We start from the raw sequence: 16,322 nt of genomic DNA, 5'->3' as shown, positions 1-16,322 counted from the left end.
CGACGCGACCACCGCGTCAACGTCTGGCACTCCTCATCGCTCAACACAAGCTCAGCCTTCGGCCGCCCAGTCCTCGCCATCCACCAAACCTACACTTACCCGACGAATTTCAGGCGGAGGACACTAGGTTCCAGAAGCGCCCGGAAGGGTGCGGAGAGTACGCAGCGGTGACATCACCGCGACGGCCACACCCGTGAGCATGCCGACGCTCGCGACGACCATCGTCGACCGGAGCCCCAGCGCACCCCCGGCGACGCCGCCGAGCAGAGCGCCGACCGGTTGGGCGCCGAAGACGAGGAACCGCCAGGTGGCGTTGATGCGCGTCAGCATCTCGGGCGCGACGAGGGACTGGCGGATCGTTCGCTGGTTCACGGCGTAGAGCAGCGGCCCACCTCCCGCAAAGACCTGCCCGATCAGGACGATGCCCAGCACGAGGGGGAGCGGACCCGTCGCCGTCGCGAGGACGAGGCCTGCCGTCGAGGCGATGAGCCCGCCGGCGATGAACGTCGGCCCGTGGCCCAGCCGCCCGGTGACTGGACCGGCCACGAACGCCCCCAGCACCGCGGCCCCTCCGCTGACGGCGATGGCGATCCCGACGACGCCGGGTGCAAGGCCGAGCTGACGGGTGAGATACAGGACGAGCATGACGCTCTGCATCTGGCCGGCGAGTGCGCCGATCGTCGCCGACAGGACGATGGCGCGCAGGATGGGGTCGGCGACGGTGGCGCGCAGGCCCTGTCCCACCAGCGACCACAGGCGCTGTTTCGAAGGGTTGTTCGGCCTGGTCGCCTCGCCAGCGAGCGGCCTGCTCGTTTCGGCGCCCGACGCCACCACCCCGGGCGTACGGATCCACATCGTGGTCAGTCCCGCGACCAGGAACGAGAACGCGTCGGCCGCGATCGCGATCGGAGCCGTGAGCAGCTGCACGAGTGCCCCTCCCGTCGCCGCCCCGATGGTCTGGACGATCGAGGCGCTCTGCACCGTGGCACTGTTCGCCTCCAGCAGGTGCGCGCGCCCCACCAGCAGCGGAACGAACGACATCGCGGCGAGGGTGGCGAAGAGTGTCCCCACACCGGCCAGCATGGCCACGGCGTACAGGTGCCACATCGCCAACATGCCCAGCACGGCCAGCACCGGGATGCAGGCGAGGAGCAGGGCACGCGCCAGGTCGGCGAGGACGAGCACCCGGCGGTAGGGCATCCGGTCGACCCACACGCCGGCAGGCAGGCCGAGCACGAGATGCGGAAGGAAGGTGGCGGCGCCCAGGAGTCCCATCTGAAGGGGCGAGGCGTCGAGCACGACCACGGCCGTCAGCGGCAGTGCGACCGTGCTGATGCTCGATCCCCACCCCGAGATCGTGTCGGCGGTGAAGAGCTTCAGGAAGTCGGGATAGCGCGCCAGGGCGTTCCACTGCCTGAGCACTACGGAAGGTCCCCTTCCACCGACGTCGAGCCTGGGGCGTCGAGCCAGCCGAGCCTAGCCACCTGCCAGGCGAGCTGCATGCGCGTTTGTGCGTGCGTACGCCGCATCAGGTCGTGGATCCGCCGCTGTACGGTCCGCTGGCTGATCCTGAGCTGGGTCGCGATCGCCTTGTCGGTGACGCCGGCGACCAGCAGTGAGAGCAGGTACCGCTCGTCCTCGGCGTCCGGGTCGCCCGGCCGGCTCTCGGTGAGCCGGACCGGCGACCCGCGGTCCCAGTAACTTTCGAACAACGCGAGCAACGCCGCCAGCAGGCTGCTCTCGCGGACGAGTGCCGCCGTCGGCTCCCCAGGACCGTCGGCGACCGGTACCAGCGGGCAGATCGCGATCGACCGGTCGGCGATCACCAGGCGTACGGGCAGGTCCGCGGTCGCGCGTGCGACCTCTCCGTGCCGGATGCCCTCGGCGACGTTCTCGAGCATGCCGGGTTCCTCGAGCAGGGCGCGTTCGTAGAGCACGCGGTAGCGGACGCCGGCAGCGAGCGCGTCGAACTCCTCGGTGTTGTCGTTCGACGTCATGGCGACATGGCCGGCCTTGCAGAACCACACGAGCTCCTCCCGCGCACCCAGCTGCAGGTTGCGCAGTTGCTGGCGGATCGCCGGTGCGCCGGCCAGGACCTCGACGAGCTGCCCGGCGTCGCGGCGGCGGGCGCTGCTGCGGTACTCCTCGGTGAGCTGGGCGACCGCACTGCGGGCCCACTCCAGCGACTCCTGACCCTTGAGCAGCAGCGGGCCGAAGCCGACGTCCGGCGGGGTCGGCGCGAAGCGTGGTGTGGGGCCGGACATCCGGCTGACCAGGCCCTTCGCGTGCAGGGACTCGAGGATCCGGAGTGTCTCGCCGGCCTCGAGGCCGTGCCGCTTCGCGATGCGGCCCGGCTCGGTCTCGAACGACGTGACCAGCAGGCGGTAGACGCGCTCCTCCTCCGTGCTGACGCCGGCGGCTTCGAGCATGCGGACCTCCCATGACGGGTCGTGCGGCGATTCGGTCGTACGCATGCACAGCCTCGACCATCCGGCCGGCTTGTCCAAGACGCGACATGTCGCAAGTCCGGCAGCCCGGCACCGGTGACAGCGGCCTGTGCATGGCCCGACGCTGTGCGGTGGCGGAGTCCTTGCGTTCCGGTGGCGGAGCCCTGCGTCCCGCCGATCCGGAACGGCTGGAGGGGCGGATCGATGCGTACGAGGACCATCGCCGGGAGGGCACGCACCAGCAGCGCGGCACTCGCCGGCTGCGCGGCGCTTGCCGTCGCCGCGTCGTTGATGGCCGTCGTTCCGGCGGCGGCGGGTACGCCCGGCGTCCGGTCGGCCGGACCAGGCGTGGCGACGGCAGGGGCGTCGCCGACGTCCGTCCATGCCGGCGTGGGCAGGACCCGGTCCATCACGCTCGTCACCGGCGACCGGGTGGATGTCGACCAGGTTCAAGGTGGGCGGCAGGCGGTGACCGTCGTCCCAGGCGAGGGTCGGGCGGAGGTGTCGTTCAGCCAGGTCGAGGTCGACGACGAGCTGCAGGTGATCCCGCTCGACGTCGTTCCCTATCTCGCGTCGGGTCAGCTCGACCGGGCGCTGTTCAACGTGACGGAGCTGCTGGAGCAGGGCTACGACGACGCGCATCGGTCGAGCGTCCCGCTGATCCTCACCTACCGAAAGGGCGTCGATCCTGGCCACGCGCGCACGGCCGCTCCGCTCGCCGCGGCCGACGTCGGCCCCCGGCTCGAGAGCATCAACGGGCAGGCGGTCGCGGCCGACAAGCAGGACGCCGAACGGTTCTGGGCGTCGGTGGACGACGACCGGCCGGCCTCGGCCCCGGACGCAGAGATGGCGGGCGCGCCCAAGCTCGCCGGTGGGATCGCCCGCATCCGGCTGGACCGCCAGGTGCACGCCACGCTCGACCGGAGCGTCGCCCAGATTGGCGCCCCCGAGGCGTGGGCCGCCGGCTACGACGGACAGGGCGTCGCGGTGGCCGTACTCGACACCGGCGTCGACACGACGCATCCCGACCTCGCCGGCGTCGTGACCGAGACCCGCAACTTCACCACAAGCCCGTCGACGGCCGATGCGGTCGGCCACGGAACGCACGTCGCCTCGACGGTCGCGGGCAGTGGGGCGGCGTCCGGCGGTGCCCGGACCGGTGTGGCGAGGGGCGCGACGGTCATGGCCGGCAAGGTGCTCGGCGACAACGGGACGGGCCAGCAGTCGTGGGTCCTCGACGGCATGGAGTGGGCGGCGAACTCGGGTGCCCGCGTGGTCAACATGAGCCTCGGCGCCGGCCCGACCGACGGGACGGATCCGATCAGCGAGGCGGTCGACACGCTGACCGCGCAGACGGGGACGCTGTTCGTGGTGTCGGCCGGCAACGACGGAAAAGACGGGAAGTTCACGGTGGGTACGCCGGGAGCCGCGACCTCCGCACTCACCGTGGGCGCGGTCGACCGGGACGAGTCGCTGGCGGAGTTCTCCAGCCGCGGACCTCGTCTCGGCGACTTCGCCGTGAAGCCGGACATCACCGCGCCGGGTGTCGGCATCGTCGCGGCCCGCGCGGGCGGCACGAGCATGGGCAGCCCGGTCGACGCTTCGTACACCGCGGCCTCAGGAACCTCGATGGCCGCACCGCACGTCGCCGGCGCCGCCGCGATCCTGGCGCAGCGCCACCCCGACTGGTCGGCCGACCGACTCAAGGACGCCCTGGTCAGCACCGCGAAACCTGCCGACCTCACCGTCTTCGAGCAGGGCGGTGGGCGGGTGGACGTGGCACGCGCGATCGAGCAGGGCGTCTACGCCACGGGCACGCTGGACCTCGGCGTGATGGCCGACGAGGCCGGAGCGGGATCGGCGGAGGCTGCGGAGTTCTCCCGCCCGGTCACCTACACCAACCTGGGCGCGGAGCCGGTGTCGCTGGACCTGGATCTGGACCTGCGCGACGCGGCCGGCGATCCGCCCGCCGATGACGCCGTACGACTGGACGCTTCGAACGTGGAGGTGCCGCCCCACGCGACCGCGACGGTGACGGTCACGGTCGACCCGACCCGGCTCGGGCGCGGCATCTTCGGCGGCCACCTCACCGGGCGTACCGCCGACGGGCAGGTCGTCGTCCACACCTCCCTCGGCCTGGTGAAGGAGGCACCCCGGCACACGGTGACGATCCGCGGGGTCGGGCGTGACGGCGAGCCCGTCACCGTCAACCCGATCTCGTTGTTCGGTGCGGACTCCCGCTTCGACGTCGTGAGCTACATCCCGGCAGGGAGCAGCCGTACCGTCGAGCTCGCGGAGGGGTCGTACCACCTGCACGGGATGGTCACCGAGGGATCGGCGCCGGACACGGAGGTCTCGGAGATCATCGACCCGGCGTTCGAGGTCACCGGTGACACGGACGTGACGCTGGACGCCCGGGACGCGAACCCGATGACGATCAGGACGCCGAAACCCGCTGTGCAGGAAGGGATCCTGAGCTTCCACTCGCATCGCGAGTTCGCGGGAAGGCGGATCACCAACGCGGTGATGAAGTTCCCGGGCATCCGGCATCTCAACGTCACACCCACCGCGCCGGTCGCCGAGGGGACGTTCGAGTTCGGATCGCGCTGGCAGCTGGTGGCACCGCTCCTCGATGCCCGGGTGGTCGGCCACGTACCCGAGGTGCCGGTCGAAATGTTCTACCTCAGCACGTCTCCGGCGTTGGAGGGCGTACGCACCCTCCCCGTGGTCGACGTCGGCGCGGGAGCCCCGGAGGACTACGCCGGCCGCGACGTCAGGGACCGGATCGCGCTCATCGCAGCGACCGGGACGAACTACACCCAGCTCGCCCGCGATGCGGCGGCCGCAGGCGCTGCGATGGCGGTGATCAGCGTCCGCGACGGTGCCAAGCCGTGGAGCCGGTGGAACCCCACCACCAGCGACCGGCTGCCCACCATGGCGGTCCTGGTCTCCCATGCGGCCGGCGCCCAACTCCGTGGCCTGGCGGAGGCAGGAACGACGACAGACAAGGGAAAGCTGACGCTGGAGCTGCGCGGTACGCCGGCCAGCCCGTACCTCTACGACATCCAGCAGGTCTCACTCGGTCGCGTCCCGGAACACATCATCCACCGGGTGAACGACGAGAACACCGCGACCGTCGTCACCTCCTACCGCGAACCCGGTGGAGCCCCGTGGTCGAAGGAGCAGCGGTTCGGCTGGCGGCCGTGGCAGGACTCGGCGCTCAACCAGTACCAACGCCTCGTGCGTACCCCCATGGTCCGGCGCGAGATCGTCAGCTCCGGGGACACGTGGTGGCAGCAGCGGGTGAAGTACCACGCGTCCGGCGAGTCCATCAACCCGTTGCAGGGCGGGATGACACAGCCGCCGCGGCGGTACGAGGCCGGGCAGGAGGCGCACGAGGAGTGGTACGCCCCGGTGATCCGCCCGGCGATCCCGCGCGACGTCCCCGGTCTCACGTCGTACCGCGAAGGTGACACGCTGCGGATCCGCGTGCCGGAGTTCGCCGACGCGCAGCGCGGACACTACGGCTTCGCGGAGGGTGGCTTCGGTGTGCCGTCCGACGTCGGGGAGGCGCGGCTCTTCCGCGACGGTGCGCTCATCGCCGAGCAGGACTGGGCGTGGGGCGACTTCCCGGCCGGCGGCGCCGAGGGCCCCGGGACGTACCGGCTCGATCTGAGCGTCGGCCGTCCGTCGCCGGAATGGGTGTTCTCGCCGACGACCGAGACGTCCTGGACGTTCGCGTCACGCCCACCGGCTGCGGGTGAGCGGGAGCTGCTCGGACTGCTGCAGGTCGACTACCGCGTCGACACTGACCTGCGCAACCGTGCTCTGGCCGACCGGGCGGTGTCGCTCGACCTCACTGTGCGACACCAGGACGGCTGGACGGGCGCACCCGTGCACGGGCTGGCCGCGTGGGTTTCGTACGACGACGGCGCGAGCTGGTCCGAGGTCCGGCCGGTGTACGACACCGGTCATGGGCAGTTCCGCGCGGTCGTGCGGCACCCGCGACTGGGCGAGACGAACGGCTTTGTGACGTTGCGGGTCCGGGCCGAGGATGCCAGCGGCAATTCCGTCGTCCAGACCGTCGAGCACGCCTACGCGCTGCGCTGAGCGCCTGTCTAGACCTTCGATGCCTGAGCCGGGACGGATGTGTCGGGATGCGCGGCTTGTGCGAACTGCTCATGCTGTTCGGAAAGGACGTCCTGGGCCTCGTAACTGCGGAGCCCATTCCCGAGCGCGATGAACGTCGGTGCCCATTCGCCGACGAAGATCCCCCAGCGGTCGGCGCGGTCCATTCCAGCCTTCTCTTTTTGCATCGAAACCGCCCAGGTGGCGACGGCCAACGCGATGCTTGCGAGTCCGGCCAAGTACATGTGATCGGACTTGATGCCTAGATCGTGAATCTTCCGAAGCATGGCTCCCCCATTGTTCTGGCTGCTGCCGTTGCGCAGCCCTTCCTTGCTACCACGCGTCTGGCTGAGTTTCTAACAGCAGAGCAGGCGCTACTTGACGTAAAGTGTCAAGTAGTCTGGTAGCGTCTGTACCACGGCGCGAGCGGACATCAGGGGTGTGGTGGTGAGAGCGTCGACTGCGGAGCACGTGCAGCTGCGCGACGACCTGATCCGGGTGGTCACGAGCCGGCTGCTCGATCCGTTGAGCGTGCTGCTGCAGTCCGACTCCGCAGTCGAGCCGATACGTCGGCAGATGCGCGGGGACGCCGAGATGTGGGCGGCCCAGCTGCTTGGTCCCGACGACACATGCGCACGGCAGCTCGCTGTCCGCCTCGTCGCGGCGCTCTATCCCGGCGACACGCCTTTCGATCCGCCGGAGGAGTGGTGGCAGACCCCGCTCGGGCGCGCCGTCGCGCGGCGGGTCGGCCATCCGGGTGCCGCCCAGGTGTCGTACGCCGTCGCCGGAGCGATGCTCGGCATCACCCGGCAGGGGGTTCATGACCTGGTGAAGCGGAGCAAGTTGCGGCGCCACCCGGACGGCGGAGTGACGACAGCTTCGGTCCGCACCCGCCTCGTCGAACTCCGCCGGACCGCCCCGACTCAGGACCCAGGAGGTACGCATGGCCGCCCCACCCGAGGTGAGCGAAGCGATCGTGGACTCGGGACCCGTTCCCCTGGCCGTCCGTGACCACGGTGGCGACGGTCCACCCGTACTCCTGATCCATGGCGCCGGTGGAAACCTCCTTGCGTGGGAGGGATTCGCGCCGCAACTCACCGAGACGCATCGGGTCGTGGCGCTCGACCTGCGCGGCCATGGCCGGTCCGGCGACGGACCGTGGAGCTGGGCCGAGGTCCTCGACGACCTCGAGGTGGTGATCGAACGCCTCGCCCTGGACGCCCCCGCCGTCGTCGGGCACTCCATGGGCGGAATGCTCGCCGCCATGTGGGCCCGCCGACACCCCGACTGCCCGGCGGTGGTCAGCCTCGACGGTCACCGGTCGGCCGAGACGTACGCCCGGAACTACGCGGGAATGCCGCCAGAGCAGGTCATCCAGGATCTCGCCGCGCTGAAGAAACTCTTCGACACGCAGGCCAGGCAGATGGCGCAGCCCCTGACCGAGGCGATGGTCGACAAGCTCCTCGAGCAGCAACGCGCCGCCGCTCTCGCCATCGGTGCCGACCCTGACCGGGCGGCCGCAACAATGAAACGCGGACTCCGCGTCGACGACGACGGCAACACCTGGTGGCGACCCTCGGCGGCGACCAGCGCGACCTTGAGGGACCTGCCGGAGTTCAAGGACTGTCTGCCCGTGTTCGCCGAGGTGACGAGTCCGTTCCTGGTGGTACTGGCCACGAGGATCCTTCCCGGAGTGCCGCCGCAGCTCGCGCCGTTGCTCGACGCGTTGCGGGCCGGCCTCCGACGCGACCTCGGCGCGCTGGCTGCCCGGAACCCGCAGCTCCGCGTCCAGGAGTTCGACGCCAGCCACGGCATGGTGTTCGAGGAACCCGCAGCCGTCGCCGCGGTGGTCGGCGAGTTCCTCCGGGCGTACGCACCGGCCGCCGATCCGGCTGGCAAACCGGTGGAGGTCGGCGACGGCCAGGGTTAGCGTGCGGTCCCATGGAGCAGACCCGGAACCAGAGCCAGCCCGAGTCGAAGGACCAGCCTCAGTGGCACGAGTCCGCGCCGGTCGCCAGCGCCTTCGACCTGGACTCGCTCGTCGCCGCGGTCGCGGCGGAGGACCGGCAGGTCGACCTGGCCGGTGTCGTACTGAAGTCCGGGTGGGAGAACGTCGTCCTGGAGACCGTCGACGGGTGGATCCTGCGGTTCCCGCGCGACGGCGAGCTGCCGTTCGAGCGGGAGCTCGCCATCCTCGATCGCGTCTGTGGTCGGCTGCCAGCCAAGACCCCGAAGGTGGAGTGGACCGGTAGACACACCCGGTTCGCCGCGTATCGCACACTCACCGGCGCGACCTTCGACGCCGAGGCCTACCTCGCCGCGTCCGCACACCAGCGGGACGCACTCGCCGGCTCCCTGGCGCGGTTCCTGGCGGCGATGCACTCCTTCTTCAGTTCGGCCACCGTCGCGGAGCTGGGTATTCCTCGTCCAGCCGAGACCTCGGACCCCGATCCGTACATGCTCATCGTGAACGGACTGGCGGAGATTCCCGCCGAGGCACGGCCAGCCGTCGAGAGACTGCTCGCGGACCACACGGCGGCCTGGGGGAACGGCGCGGTTCCGGGGCCGGATGTCGTGCTCCACAACGACTTCCACGTCGGCAACCTGGTCCTGGACGGACCGGTCGGCGAGGTCACCGGCGTCTGGGACTTCTCCTGCGTCCAGATCGGGGTCCCGAGTTTCGACCTGCGCTATTTCGAGGACGGCCCCGCGGACCTGCTGCGCCGCCTGGCCGCGGAGTACGAAACTCTGTCCGGCCACCGCATCGACCTCCGAGCTGCCACCCTCGCCTCCCGCGTCGAGACCGTGTGTGACGCGCTGGAGACCGGTACCACGGACACCCTGACCGCGGTCGTCGCTCGCTGGCAGTAACCCGGCGCATGTTCAGCGCGACCGCTGGCCTGTCGACGCCGCTCGGCGGGGTGCGGTTCAGCTCGGCTACAGGCCCGTTTTACAACCTTTCCGGATGTGGCATCGCTGTGGCCACAAGTACGGGAGGAGTGGACGGTGGCGGATCGAACCGCGGAGTTCAGCGCGTATGTCGCAGCACGGCACCATGCGCTCGTGCGTACGGCGTTTCTGCTGACGGGGGACCATCACACTGCCGAGGACCTGGCGCAGACCGCGCTGGCCCGGACGTACCTCGCCTGGGAGCGAATTCGCGACAAGGGCTCGCTGGATGCGTACGTCCGGCGCGTCATGGTCAACGAGCACACCACCTGGTGGCGACGCGCATGGCGCCGCCGCGAGCGAAGTACTGACAACGTGCCCGAGCGGGAAGTGTGGAGTCCGCCCGACATGGGCGAACGGGCCGAGGTCTGGACGTTGGTGTGCAGCCTGCCGCCACGGCAGCGAGCGGCCGTCGTCCTGCGCTACTACGAGGACCTCAGCGAGGCGGAGACGGCGCAGGCACTGGGCTGTTCGGTCGGCACCGTGAAGAGCCAGACCAGTCGCGCGATCGCCACGCTGCGCGAACGACTTGGCCGGTGACGAGCCCCGATCCACGTCCTACCTGACCGCAGAGGGGGGCAGTTGATGCCCGACATGCAGGCACGTGTGCGCTGCACCCTCGACGGTGAGTGTGAGCTCGCCACCGAGGTCCACCCGGCCCCGACCGGCCGCGGAACAGCGTAAGGATGGCGCGGTTGGGCGGCGCGACCGCTCAGGCGTGGTCGGCGTCGAGCGGGACCTCGCCCGGCTGGACGAGCCCGAGCCTGACCACCTGGGGTGGCAGAACCGCGTCGAGCAGCCAGTCGGCGGCGATCCGGGCGCGGTTCGCTGGAATGGCCGCCAGGTGATAGCCGCGGGTCACCGTCTTGGCCGTCGGGCCCGACAGCGGCACGTGGAAGGGGTTGGCGGCGGCGGCGAAACCGCCGAGATCCACCGCGAATCCGAGGTCATGATGCCGGTACGGCCGCATCCGCCCCGTACCGAACGACGCGGCGACGTTCTCCGCGACCTGTTTACCCTGTCGTTGGGCGTGCTGCGCGGTCATCGGGGTGACCTGACCGGGCCGGGTGAGATCCGGTACGGCCGCGGCGTCACCGCAGGCGAAGACCTCGGGCCGGTCAGGGAGCGAGAGGTACTCGTCGACGCAGAGCCGCCCCTTCTCCGTCGGCAGGCCGAGGCCTGCGATCAACGGATCCGGGCGTACGCCCACACACCACACCAACGACCGGGTGGGAACGAACTCGCCGGTCGACAGCTCGACCCCCTCCGCGGTGGCACTCGACACCGACGTGCCGGCGTGGATCTCGACGCCACGGCCGCGGAGCACGCGTTCCGCGGTCGCTGAGAGCCGCTGGTCGAGTTCGGGCAGCACCCGGTCGGCGATGTCGATGAGCAACCACCGCAGCGGCTCGGCGGCCAGGCCGGTCCGTTGGTCGGCGGCCCTGCGGGTGAACAGCTGGCAGGCGGCCGCGACCTCGGTACCGGTGTAGCCGGCGCCGACGACCACAAACGTGCAACGTGCGGACCGCTCGGCCGGGTCGTCGCTCGCGTCGGCCAACTCGATCTGGGCGATCAGGTGGTCGCGCAGGAACAACGCCTCGGCGACAGTGCGGAACCCGTGCGCATACTCGCACACCCCCGGAACGGGGAGCAGCTTGTTCACGCTGCCGGGAGTGAGGATGAGCCGGTCGTAGCCGGTCGTGTGGTCGCGTTGATCGGGGTCGACATAGCTCACCGACCGGCGGTCGAGGTCGATGGCGCTAACCTCCCCGGGGAGCAGTCGTACGCCGCGAAGGCTCGTAGCCAGCGGCACCGTCACGGCCCGCGGATCGAGGATGCCGGCGGCCACCTCGGGAAGCAGCGGAAGATAGCTGAAGTAGTCGGTCGGGTTGATGACCACGATCTCGGCGCGGCCTTTGGCGAGCCGGTGGAGCCGACGGGCCGCATGGAAGCCCGCGAACCCGGCACCGACGATGACGATCCGCGGGCGCGTCGAGAGATCGCGAGTGGTCGACCGTACGTCCGCGGACTCCACCATTCATGACCCCTCGCCTGTGCTGGACTGAGGTCACGTGCCCGTGCCCGTCCATCGCTAAACCGGCTCTGCGCAGATGGGGGTGTAGTGCCTGAGGGGCGATGCTGACGCACCTCAAAGTGCCTTTTGTAAGCTCTCCCTTACTCACTCATGATGGTGTTACGCACTACTAGTGAGGTGAGAAGGAAGATGGTTGAGCAGCCAACTCAATCCGAGGGATCGCAGGTCGTCATCGAGGTGTGGTCTGACCTGGGCTGCCCGTGGTGCTATGTCGGAAAGCACCGACTCCAGGCTGCGATCGCGCAGCGTCCGGACGCGGATCGGTTCGAGATCGTCATGCGGTCGTTCGAGTTGGACCCGGGCGCGCCGCACGAGCCGGAGGAGAACGAAAAGAGCTTCCTCCGTGCCACGGCGGAACCGCCGTCGACGTCCTCCGGGCCGAGCACCAGATGCAGACCCTCGCACGCCAGGAGCGCCGCTGCTGCTCAGCCCGCCGACGCGCTGACCGATGCCTTGCCTCGCCCGACTCCGGTCAGTTCGCTGGCGGCCCGGTTGCTGGCGATCTCACTGTGGTGGGCGGCGGCCCAACCAGCCATCGCCGTCACCGCATCCAACAGGGACCGCCCCAGATCCGTCAGCTCGTACTCCACTCGCGGCGGGACCTCGGCGTATGCGGTCCGCGTGATCAGTCCATCTCGCTCGAGGTGCTTGAGGGTCTGGGTCAGCATCCGCTGGGAGATGCCCGGGATGCTCACCTGCAAGTCGGAGTAGCGCAGCGGGCCGGTGCTCAGGGTGCAGATGACCAACATTGTCCACTTGTCACCGATGCGATCGAGCACCTCACGGATGAAGGCGCTGTCCTCTGGCCACGCCTGGCACGGACCACTGATCTGTCGCGCTGACGCCATCCCTCTCGCCTCTCATCTGGTGTGCAACCGCACTACCAGTATGTAACACCCAGTCGGCGACCACACACCACTCCACACACCACTCCACGACAACGACTCGCTCTGGTCGAGCACTTGAGCGCGCTCTCACGCCACTACTGAAGGGAACACCCAGCCATGTCGTACCTGCTTCACATTGACTCCTCCGCGCTCGGCGAGGCCTCGGTCTCGCGCCAGGTCGCCCAGTCCTTCCTCGAAGGCTGGGACGGCACGGTTGTCCACCGCGACCTCGCCGCAGCACCCGTGCCCCATCTCAGTGCTGCCGGCATCACCGCCCGCGTCACCGATCCCGTCCATCACACCGACGAGCAGGCTGCCGCAGCCGCATTGCAGGACGAGCTCATCGAGGAGTTCCTCGGCGCCAGGGCCTACCTGTTCACGGTACCGATGTACAACTTGTCGATGCCGTCGGTGTTCAAGGCCTGGCTCGACCAGATCATCGTCTTCGGTCGCACATTCAGGCCGTCCCCGGCTGCCGGACGTCCGGCGGTGCTGATCTCCGCCCGAGGTGGCAGCTACGGTCCCGGCGCGCCCAACCACGGCTTCGACTACGTCGTGCCCACCACTGAGGCGGTGCTCGGACGAGAGGAACTGCTGGGACTCGATGTCGCCACCGTGGTCCCAGAGCTGACCATGGCCCCCCACATACCGTCCCTGGCGGAGCTTCTCCCGATGCACGAGGCATCCATGGCCGACGCCCACGACCGTGCTCGTGAGCTCGCCGCGACGATCGCCACCGCGGCCGCCGCCTGAAATCCCCAACGGTCACGGACCACAACACCCGCGACAGCGCTGCGCAGCTATACGCCGTGACGGGACGCTCGACAAGCTGGCGCCGCCGTGGGTCACCACCCGTGGCTCGGTCGCCTCCGCGACCCAGCGGGCGAGTGTGTCGTAGCGGCCGGGACCTACGTCGCCGGGGTGTACGTACTCACGGTGAACACCGCGCCCTGCGGGTCCCGGAGCGTGGCGATCCGAGTGACTCCGGCGTCCGAGGGCGGCACCACGATCTCGCCGCCCAGCTTGGCCGCCGCCTCGACGGTGGCGTCGGTGTCGGCGGAGGCGAAGGTGACCGCCCAGTGTGGCGCCGCACTGGCGTCGTCGCCCGACAGCGGCAGCAGCCAGCCGATCGCGTCGGAGAATCCCTCCGGTGCTCCGCCCTCGGAGTGGCGTCGTCGCAGGCCGGGGTCGAAGGTCTCGAGGAACTCCGCATATCCGGGCCGGCGCCACATGACTGTCTCGCCGAAGCCGAAGTCGACCGGGGTGGCCTCCCAGCCGAACACCTGGCCGTAGAACGCCGCCGCCTCGTCGAGGTCGTGGGTATGGAGGTCGCTCCAGTTCCACGTGTTGGGCGCATTGACCACCTGCGCTCCCTGGTGTCTGCCGGCCTGCCACAGGCAGAACGACGCTCCGCCCGGATCGAGGCACATCGCCACCCGCCCCGCGTCACTCACGTCGAACGGCTCGCCGATGACCTGCCCACCGGCCGCGGTCACCCTGCCGGCGGTGTCGTCGGCACTGTCGACCCAGACGTAGGTGTTCCACATCGGTGTCGTGGCGGCCCCATCGGGTTGGGATCCGACCGCGGCGACATCCCGGCCACCCAGCCGGGCCGCGAAGTAGCGTCCGGGCGCGTCCGCCGGCACCTGGTCCTCGAGCTCCCATCCGAACACGCCGGAATAGAACGCCACCGCCGCCTCCGGGTCGGGCTGGGACGTGTCGATCCAGCAGGGGACCCCGGGCGGAAAGCCGGTGCGTTCGAGCATCGGAGGCGCTCCACTTCGCTTGGTTCGGTCGTAAGGACAAGAACCGTACGACCGACCGGGGACAACGGCGCCACCCACCGCACGCTCGTCAGGGCCTGAGTCCTGCAGCGTCACCGGACCTGTCCGACGATGCTGGGGGCGGAAGGGTCCTATCCTTCGCACAGGTCCGGCCCTCTCCACCGCCGCGGGACGGACCGCTGCCCCCGACGATGGGAGACCCGAGCATGCTGCGTCCCCAGGACGGTCCCACCCGTGACCGCAGGCGCCTCGATGGCCTGTGGCATTTCGTCCGCGATGTGGACGGTGTCGGCCGCGACCAGGGTTGGTGGCGACAACCCCTCCAGGGACCGCGCGACATGCCGGTGCCGGCGAGCTACAACGACATCACCACCGACCGCGCACTCCGCGACCACGTGGGTGACGTGTGGTACCAGACCACGGCGCGGGTGCCGCGTGGGTGGGCCGGCCAGCGCGTCGCGCTCCGCTTCGACTCGGCCACTCATCGCGCGGTTGTCTGGGTCGGTGACACCCAGGTCGCCGCGCACGAGGGTGGCTACACACCGTTCGAGGCGGACATCACCCAGCTGATCACCGCGGGCGCGGAGATCCGTATCACGGTCGTTGTCAACAACGAGTTGACATGGCAGTCCATCCCGCCGGGCGTCGTCGAGGACACGCCGGACGGTCCGCGGCAGATCTACTACCACGACTTCTTCAACTACGCGGGACTCCACCGCTCGGTCTGGCTGTACTCCACCCCACGCACGCACCTCAGCGATCTCCTGGTCATGACCGGAATCGACGGCACGACCGGCACTGTCGACTACGACCTCGACGTCGCCATCGACCACTCCGGGGGAGAATCGGCCCGCGCCGACCGGCATGGGGTACGCGTGGTCCTGCGCGACGCCGCCGGCACGGAGGTCGCCCGTGCCCTCGGAACGGCCGGCCAACTCACCGTGCCCGACGTCCGCCCGTGGGCGCCGGGCGACGGGTATCTCTACGACCTGGTTGCCGAGATCGTCGACAGCGAGCGCGGCGACGAGGTGGTGGACTCGTACACGCTCCCCGTCGGGATTCGTACGGTGGAGGTACGTGGCACGGAGTTCCTCATCAATGGCGAGCCGTTCTACTTCACCGGCTTCGGCAAACACGAGGACGCGGCCATTCGCGGCAAGGGGCACGACGACGTTCTCCTCGCCCATGACGTCGAGCTGCTGGACTGGATCGGCGCCAACTCCTTCCGTACGTCGCATTATCCGTACGCCGAAGAGGTTCTCGACCTCGCCGACCGGCGCGGAATCGTGGTCATCGACGAGACCGCGGCGGTGGGCCTGAACACCGGGATCGGTGGGGGAGTCTTCGGAGGCCGGCGCTACGAGACGTTCTCCGCCGACACCATCAACGACGCGACCCGCGAGGTGCACGCGCAGGCGATCCGCGAGTTGATCGCCCGGGACCGGAACCACCCGTGCGTGGTCATGTGGAGCATCGCGAACGAACCGGAGTCGCACACCGAGGTGGCCCGGGCCTACTTCGAGCCGCTGTTCGCGCTCACCCGTGCGATCGATCCCAGCAGGCCGGTCAGTTTCGCCAATGTCGGGATGGCACCGCACGGGAAGTGTCTGGTCAGCCAGTACGCCGACGTGCTCATGCTCAACCGCTACTACGGCTGGTACGTACACTCCGGTGACCTGGCAGCGGCCGAACGGGCGTGGCAGGCCGAGCTCGAAGCATGGGCGGGTGACGGCAAACCGATCATCATCACCGAGTACGGCGCCGACACGCTGAGCGGCCTGCACGCGGTGGTGCCGCAACCGTGGAGCGAGGAGTACCAGGTCGAGTACCTCGAGATGAACCATCGGGTCTTCGACCGGATCCCGGCCGTCGTCGGCGAGCAGGTATGGAACTTCGCCGACTTCGCCACCAAGTCGGGGATCATCCGGGTCGACGGCAACAAGAAGGGCGTCTTCACCCGCGACCGTCGACCGAAGTCGGCAGCCTTCGCGCTCCGGCGCCGCTGGCAGGCAATGCGACCTTGACGGCGGAC

Annotated in this window: 13 protein-coding genes and 1 pseudogene; 8 read left to right on the top strand and 6 right to left on the bottom strand. The window is 69.6% G+C overall.

What is annotated here, in order from left to right; genetic code table 11:
• Positions 1-123: 123 nt before the first annotated feature.
• On the bottom strand, positions 124-1,422 hold the full coding sequence (locus ABNF93_RS16835; protein ID WP_349329019.1) for an MFS transporter: 1,299 nt from the start codon (positions 1,420-1,422) through the stop codon (positions 124-126).
• Complete coding sequence (locus ABNF93_RS16830) at positions 1,422-2,474, bottom strand: helix-turn-helix domain-containing protein (RefSeq protein ID WP_349329018.1); 1,053 nt, start codon at positions 2,472-2,474, stop codon at positions 1,422-1,424. The genes ABNF93_RS16835 and ABNF93_RS16830 overlap by 1 nt, the downstream gene beginning before the upstream one ends.
• A 177-nt stretch (positions 2,475-2,651) precedes the next feature.
• Between ABNF93_RS16830 and ABNF93_RS16825 the strand changes: the two genes are divergently transcribed.
• Complete coding sequence (locus ABNF93_RS16825) at positions 2,652-6,557, top strand: S8 family serine peptidase (RefSeq protein ID WP_349329017.1); 3,906 nt, start codon at positions 2,652-2,654, stop codon at positions 6,555-6,557.
• An 8-nt stretch (positions 6,558-6,565) separates the two neighbouring features.
• On the opposite strand, the gene ABNF93_RS16820 is transcribed toward ABNF93_RS16825, so the two are convergent.
• Positions 6,566-6,862, bottom strand: coding sequence for a hypothetical protein (locus tag ABNF93_RS16820; protein WP_349329016.1), 297 nt, complete (start codon positions 6,860-6,862; stop codon positions 6,566-6,568).
• A 160-nt stretch (positions 6,863-7,022) separates the two neighbouring features.
• Here ABNF93_RS16820 and ABNF93_RS16815 point away from each other — a divergent pair, with 160 nt between their 5' ends.
• The 4 genes from ABNF93_RS16815 to ABNF93_RS16800 all read left to right on the top strand — a co-directional run bounded on the left by ABNF93_RS16815 (position 7,023) and on the right by ABNF93_RS16800 (position 10,064).
• Positions 7,023-7,586: a hypothetical protein gene (locus ABNF93_RS16815; RefSeq protein WP_349329015.1), complete on the top strand. Its 564-nt coding sequence runs from the start codon at positions 7,023-7,025 to the stop codon at positions 7,584-7,586.
• On the top strand, positions 7,519-8,505 hold the full coding sequence (locus ABNF93_RS16810) for an alpha/beta fold hydrolase (protein WP_349329014.1): 987 nt from the start codon (positions 7,519-7,521) through the stop codon (positions 8,503-8,505). Before ABNF93_RS16815 ends, ABNF93_RS16810 begins: the two co-directional genes overlap by 68 nt.
• Before the next feature lie 11 nt (positions 8,506-8,516).
• Complete coding sequence (locus tag ABNF93_RS16805) at positions 8,517-9,446, top strand: phosphotransferase family protein (protein ID WP_349329013.1); 930 nt, start codon at positions 8,517-8,519, stop codon at positions 9,444-9,446.
• A 135-nt stretch (positions 9,447-9,581) separates the two neighbouring features.
• The gene (locus tag ABNF93_RS16800; RefSeq protein WP_349329012.1) at positions 9,582-10,064 is read left to right on the top strand and encodes a SigE family RNA polymerase sigma factor; all 483 of its coding nucleotides are present in this window, start codon (positions 9,582-9,584) and stop codon (positions 10,062-10,064) included.
• 172 nt (positions 10,065-10,236) lie between these two features.
• Here ABNF93_RS16800 and ABNF93_RS16795 read toward each other — a convergent pair whose 3' ends face one another.
• Complete coding sequence (locus tag ABNF93_RS16795; RefSeq protein WP_349329011.1) at positions 10,237-11,562, bottom strand: NAD(P)/FAD-dependent oxidoreductase; 1,326 nt, start codon at positions 11,560-11,562, stop codon at positions 10,237-10,239.
• Positions 11,563-11,709: 147 nt separating this feature from the next.
• On the opposite strand from ABNF93_RS16795, the pseudogene ABNF93_RS16790 reads away from it, so the two are divergent.
• Positions 11,710-11,922 (top strand): annotated as a pseudogene (locus ABNF93_RS16790) (DsbA family protein); the annotation flags it as partial.
• Between the two features lie 122 nt (positions 11,923-12,044).
• On the opposite strand, the gene ABNF93_RS16785 reads toward ABNF93_RS16790, so the two are convergent.
• A complete protein-coding gene (locus tag ABNF93_RS16785; RefSeq protein ID WP_349329010.1) occupies positions 12,045-12,398 on the bottom strand; it encodes a winged helix-turn-helix transcriptional regulator in 354 nt (117 codons plus the stop codon).
• A gap of 225 nt (positions 12,399-12,623) precedes the next feature.
• Between ABNF93_RS16785 and ABNF93_RS16780 the strand changes: the two genes are divergently transcribed.
• Positions 12,624-13,259, top strand: coding sequence for an FMN-dependent NADH-azoreductase (locus tag ABNF93_RS16780; RefSeq protein WP_349329009.1), 636 nt, complete (start codon positions 12,624-12,626; stop codon positions 13,257-13,259).
• A 155-nt stretch (positions 13,260-13,414) separates the two neighbouring features.
• Here ABNF93_RS16780 and ABNF93_RS16775 read toward each other — a convergent pair whose 3' ends face one another.
• On the bottom strand, positions 13,415-14,272 hold the full coding sequence (locus tag ABNF93_RS16775; protein WP_349329008.1) for a VOC family protein: 858 nt from the start codon (positions 14,270-14,272) through the stop codon (positions 13,415-13,417).
• 224 nt (positions 14,273-14,496) lie between these two features.
• On the opposite strand from ABNF93_RS16775, the gene uidA reads away from it, so the two are divergent.
• Complete coding sequence (gene uidA, locus ABNF93_RS16770) at positions 14,497-16,314, top strand: beta-glucuronidase (protein ID WP_349329007.1); 1,818 nt, start codon at positions 14,497-14,499, stop codon at positions 16,312-16,314.
• Positions 16,315-16,322 lie beyond the last annotated feature (8 nt).

This window comes from Actinopolymorpha sp. B9G3 (genome assembly GCF_040120725.1).
GTDB lineage: Bacteria > Actinomycetota > Actinomycetes > Propionibacteriales > Actinopolymorphaceae > Thermasporomyces.
Note: the sequence above shows the minus strand (reverse complement) of the source record. Positions and strands in the feature narration are given on the sequence as shown.

What these genes read in the sequence shown, in the direction of transcription:
- ABNF93_RS16830 (WP_349329018.1), bottom strand. Translation starts at nt 2,474, where the DNA reads ATGCGTACGACCGAATCGCCGCACGACCCGTCATGGGAGGTCCGCATG.
- ABNF93_RS16795 (WP_349329011.1), bottom strand. Translation starts at nt 11,562, where the DNA reads ATGGTGGAGTCCGCGGACGTACGGTCGACCACTCGCGATCTCTCGACG.
- ABNF93_RS16820 (WP_349329016.1), bottom strand. Translation starts at nt 6,862, where the DNA reads ATGCTTCGGAAGATTCACGATCTAGGCATCAAGTCCGATCACATGTAC.
- ABNF93_RS16780 (WP_349329009.1), top strand. Translation starts at nt 12,624, where the DNA reads ATGTCGTACCTGCTTCACATTGACTCCTCCGCGCTCGGCGAGGCCTCG.
- ABNF93_RS16805 (WP_349329013.1), top strand. Translation starts at nt 8,517, where the DNA reads ATGGAGCAGACCCGGAACCAGAGCCAGCCCGAGTCGAAGGACCAGCCT.
- uidA (WP_349329007.1), top strand. Translation starts at nt 14,497, where the DNA reads ATGCTGCGTCCCCAGGACGGTCCCACCCGTGACCGCAGGCGCCTCGAT.
- ABNF93_RS16825 (WP_349329017.1), top strand. Translation starts at nt 2,652, where the DNA reads ATGCGTACGAGGACCATCGCCGGGAGGGCACGCACCAGCAGCGCGGCA.
- ABNF93_RS16775 (WP_349329008.1), bottom strand. Translation starts at nt 14,272, where the DNA reads ATGCTCGAACGCACCGGCTTTCCGCCCGGGGTCCCCTGCTGGATCGAC.
- ABNF93_RS16810 (WP_349329014.1), top strand. Translation starts at nt 7,519, where the DNA reads ATGGCCGCCCCACCCGAGGTGAGCGAAGCGATCGTGGACTCGGGACCC.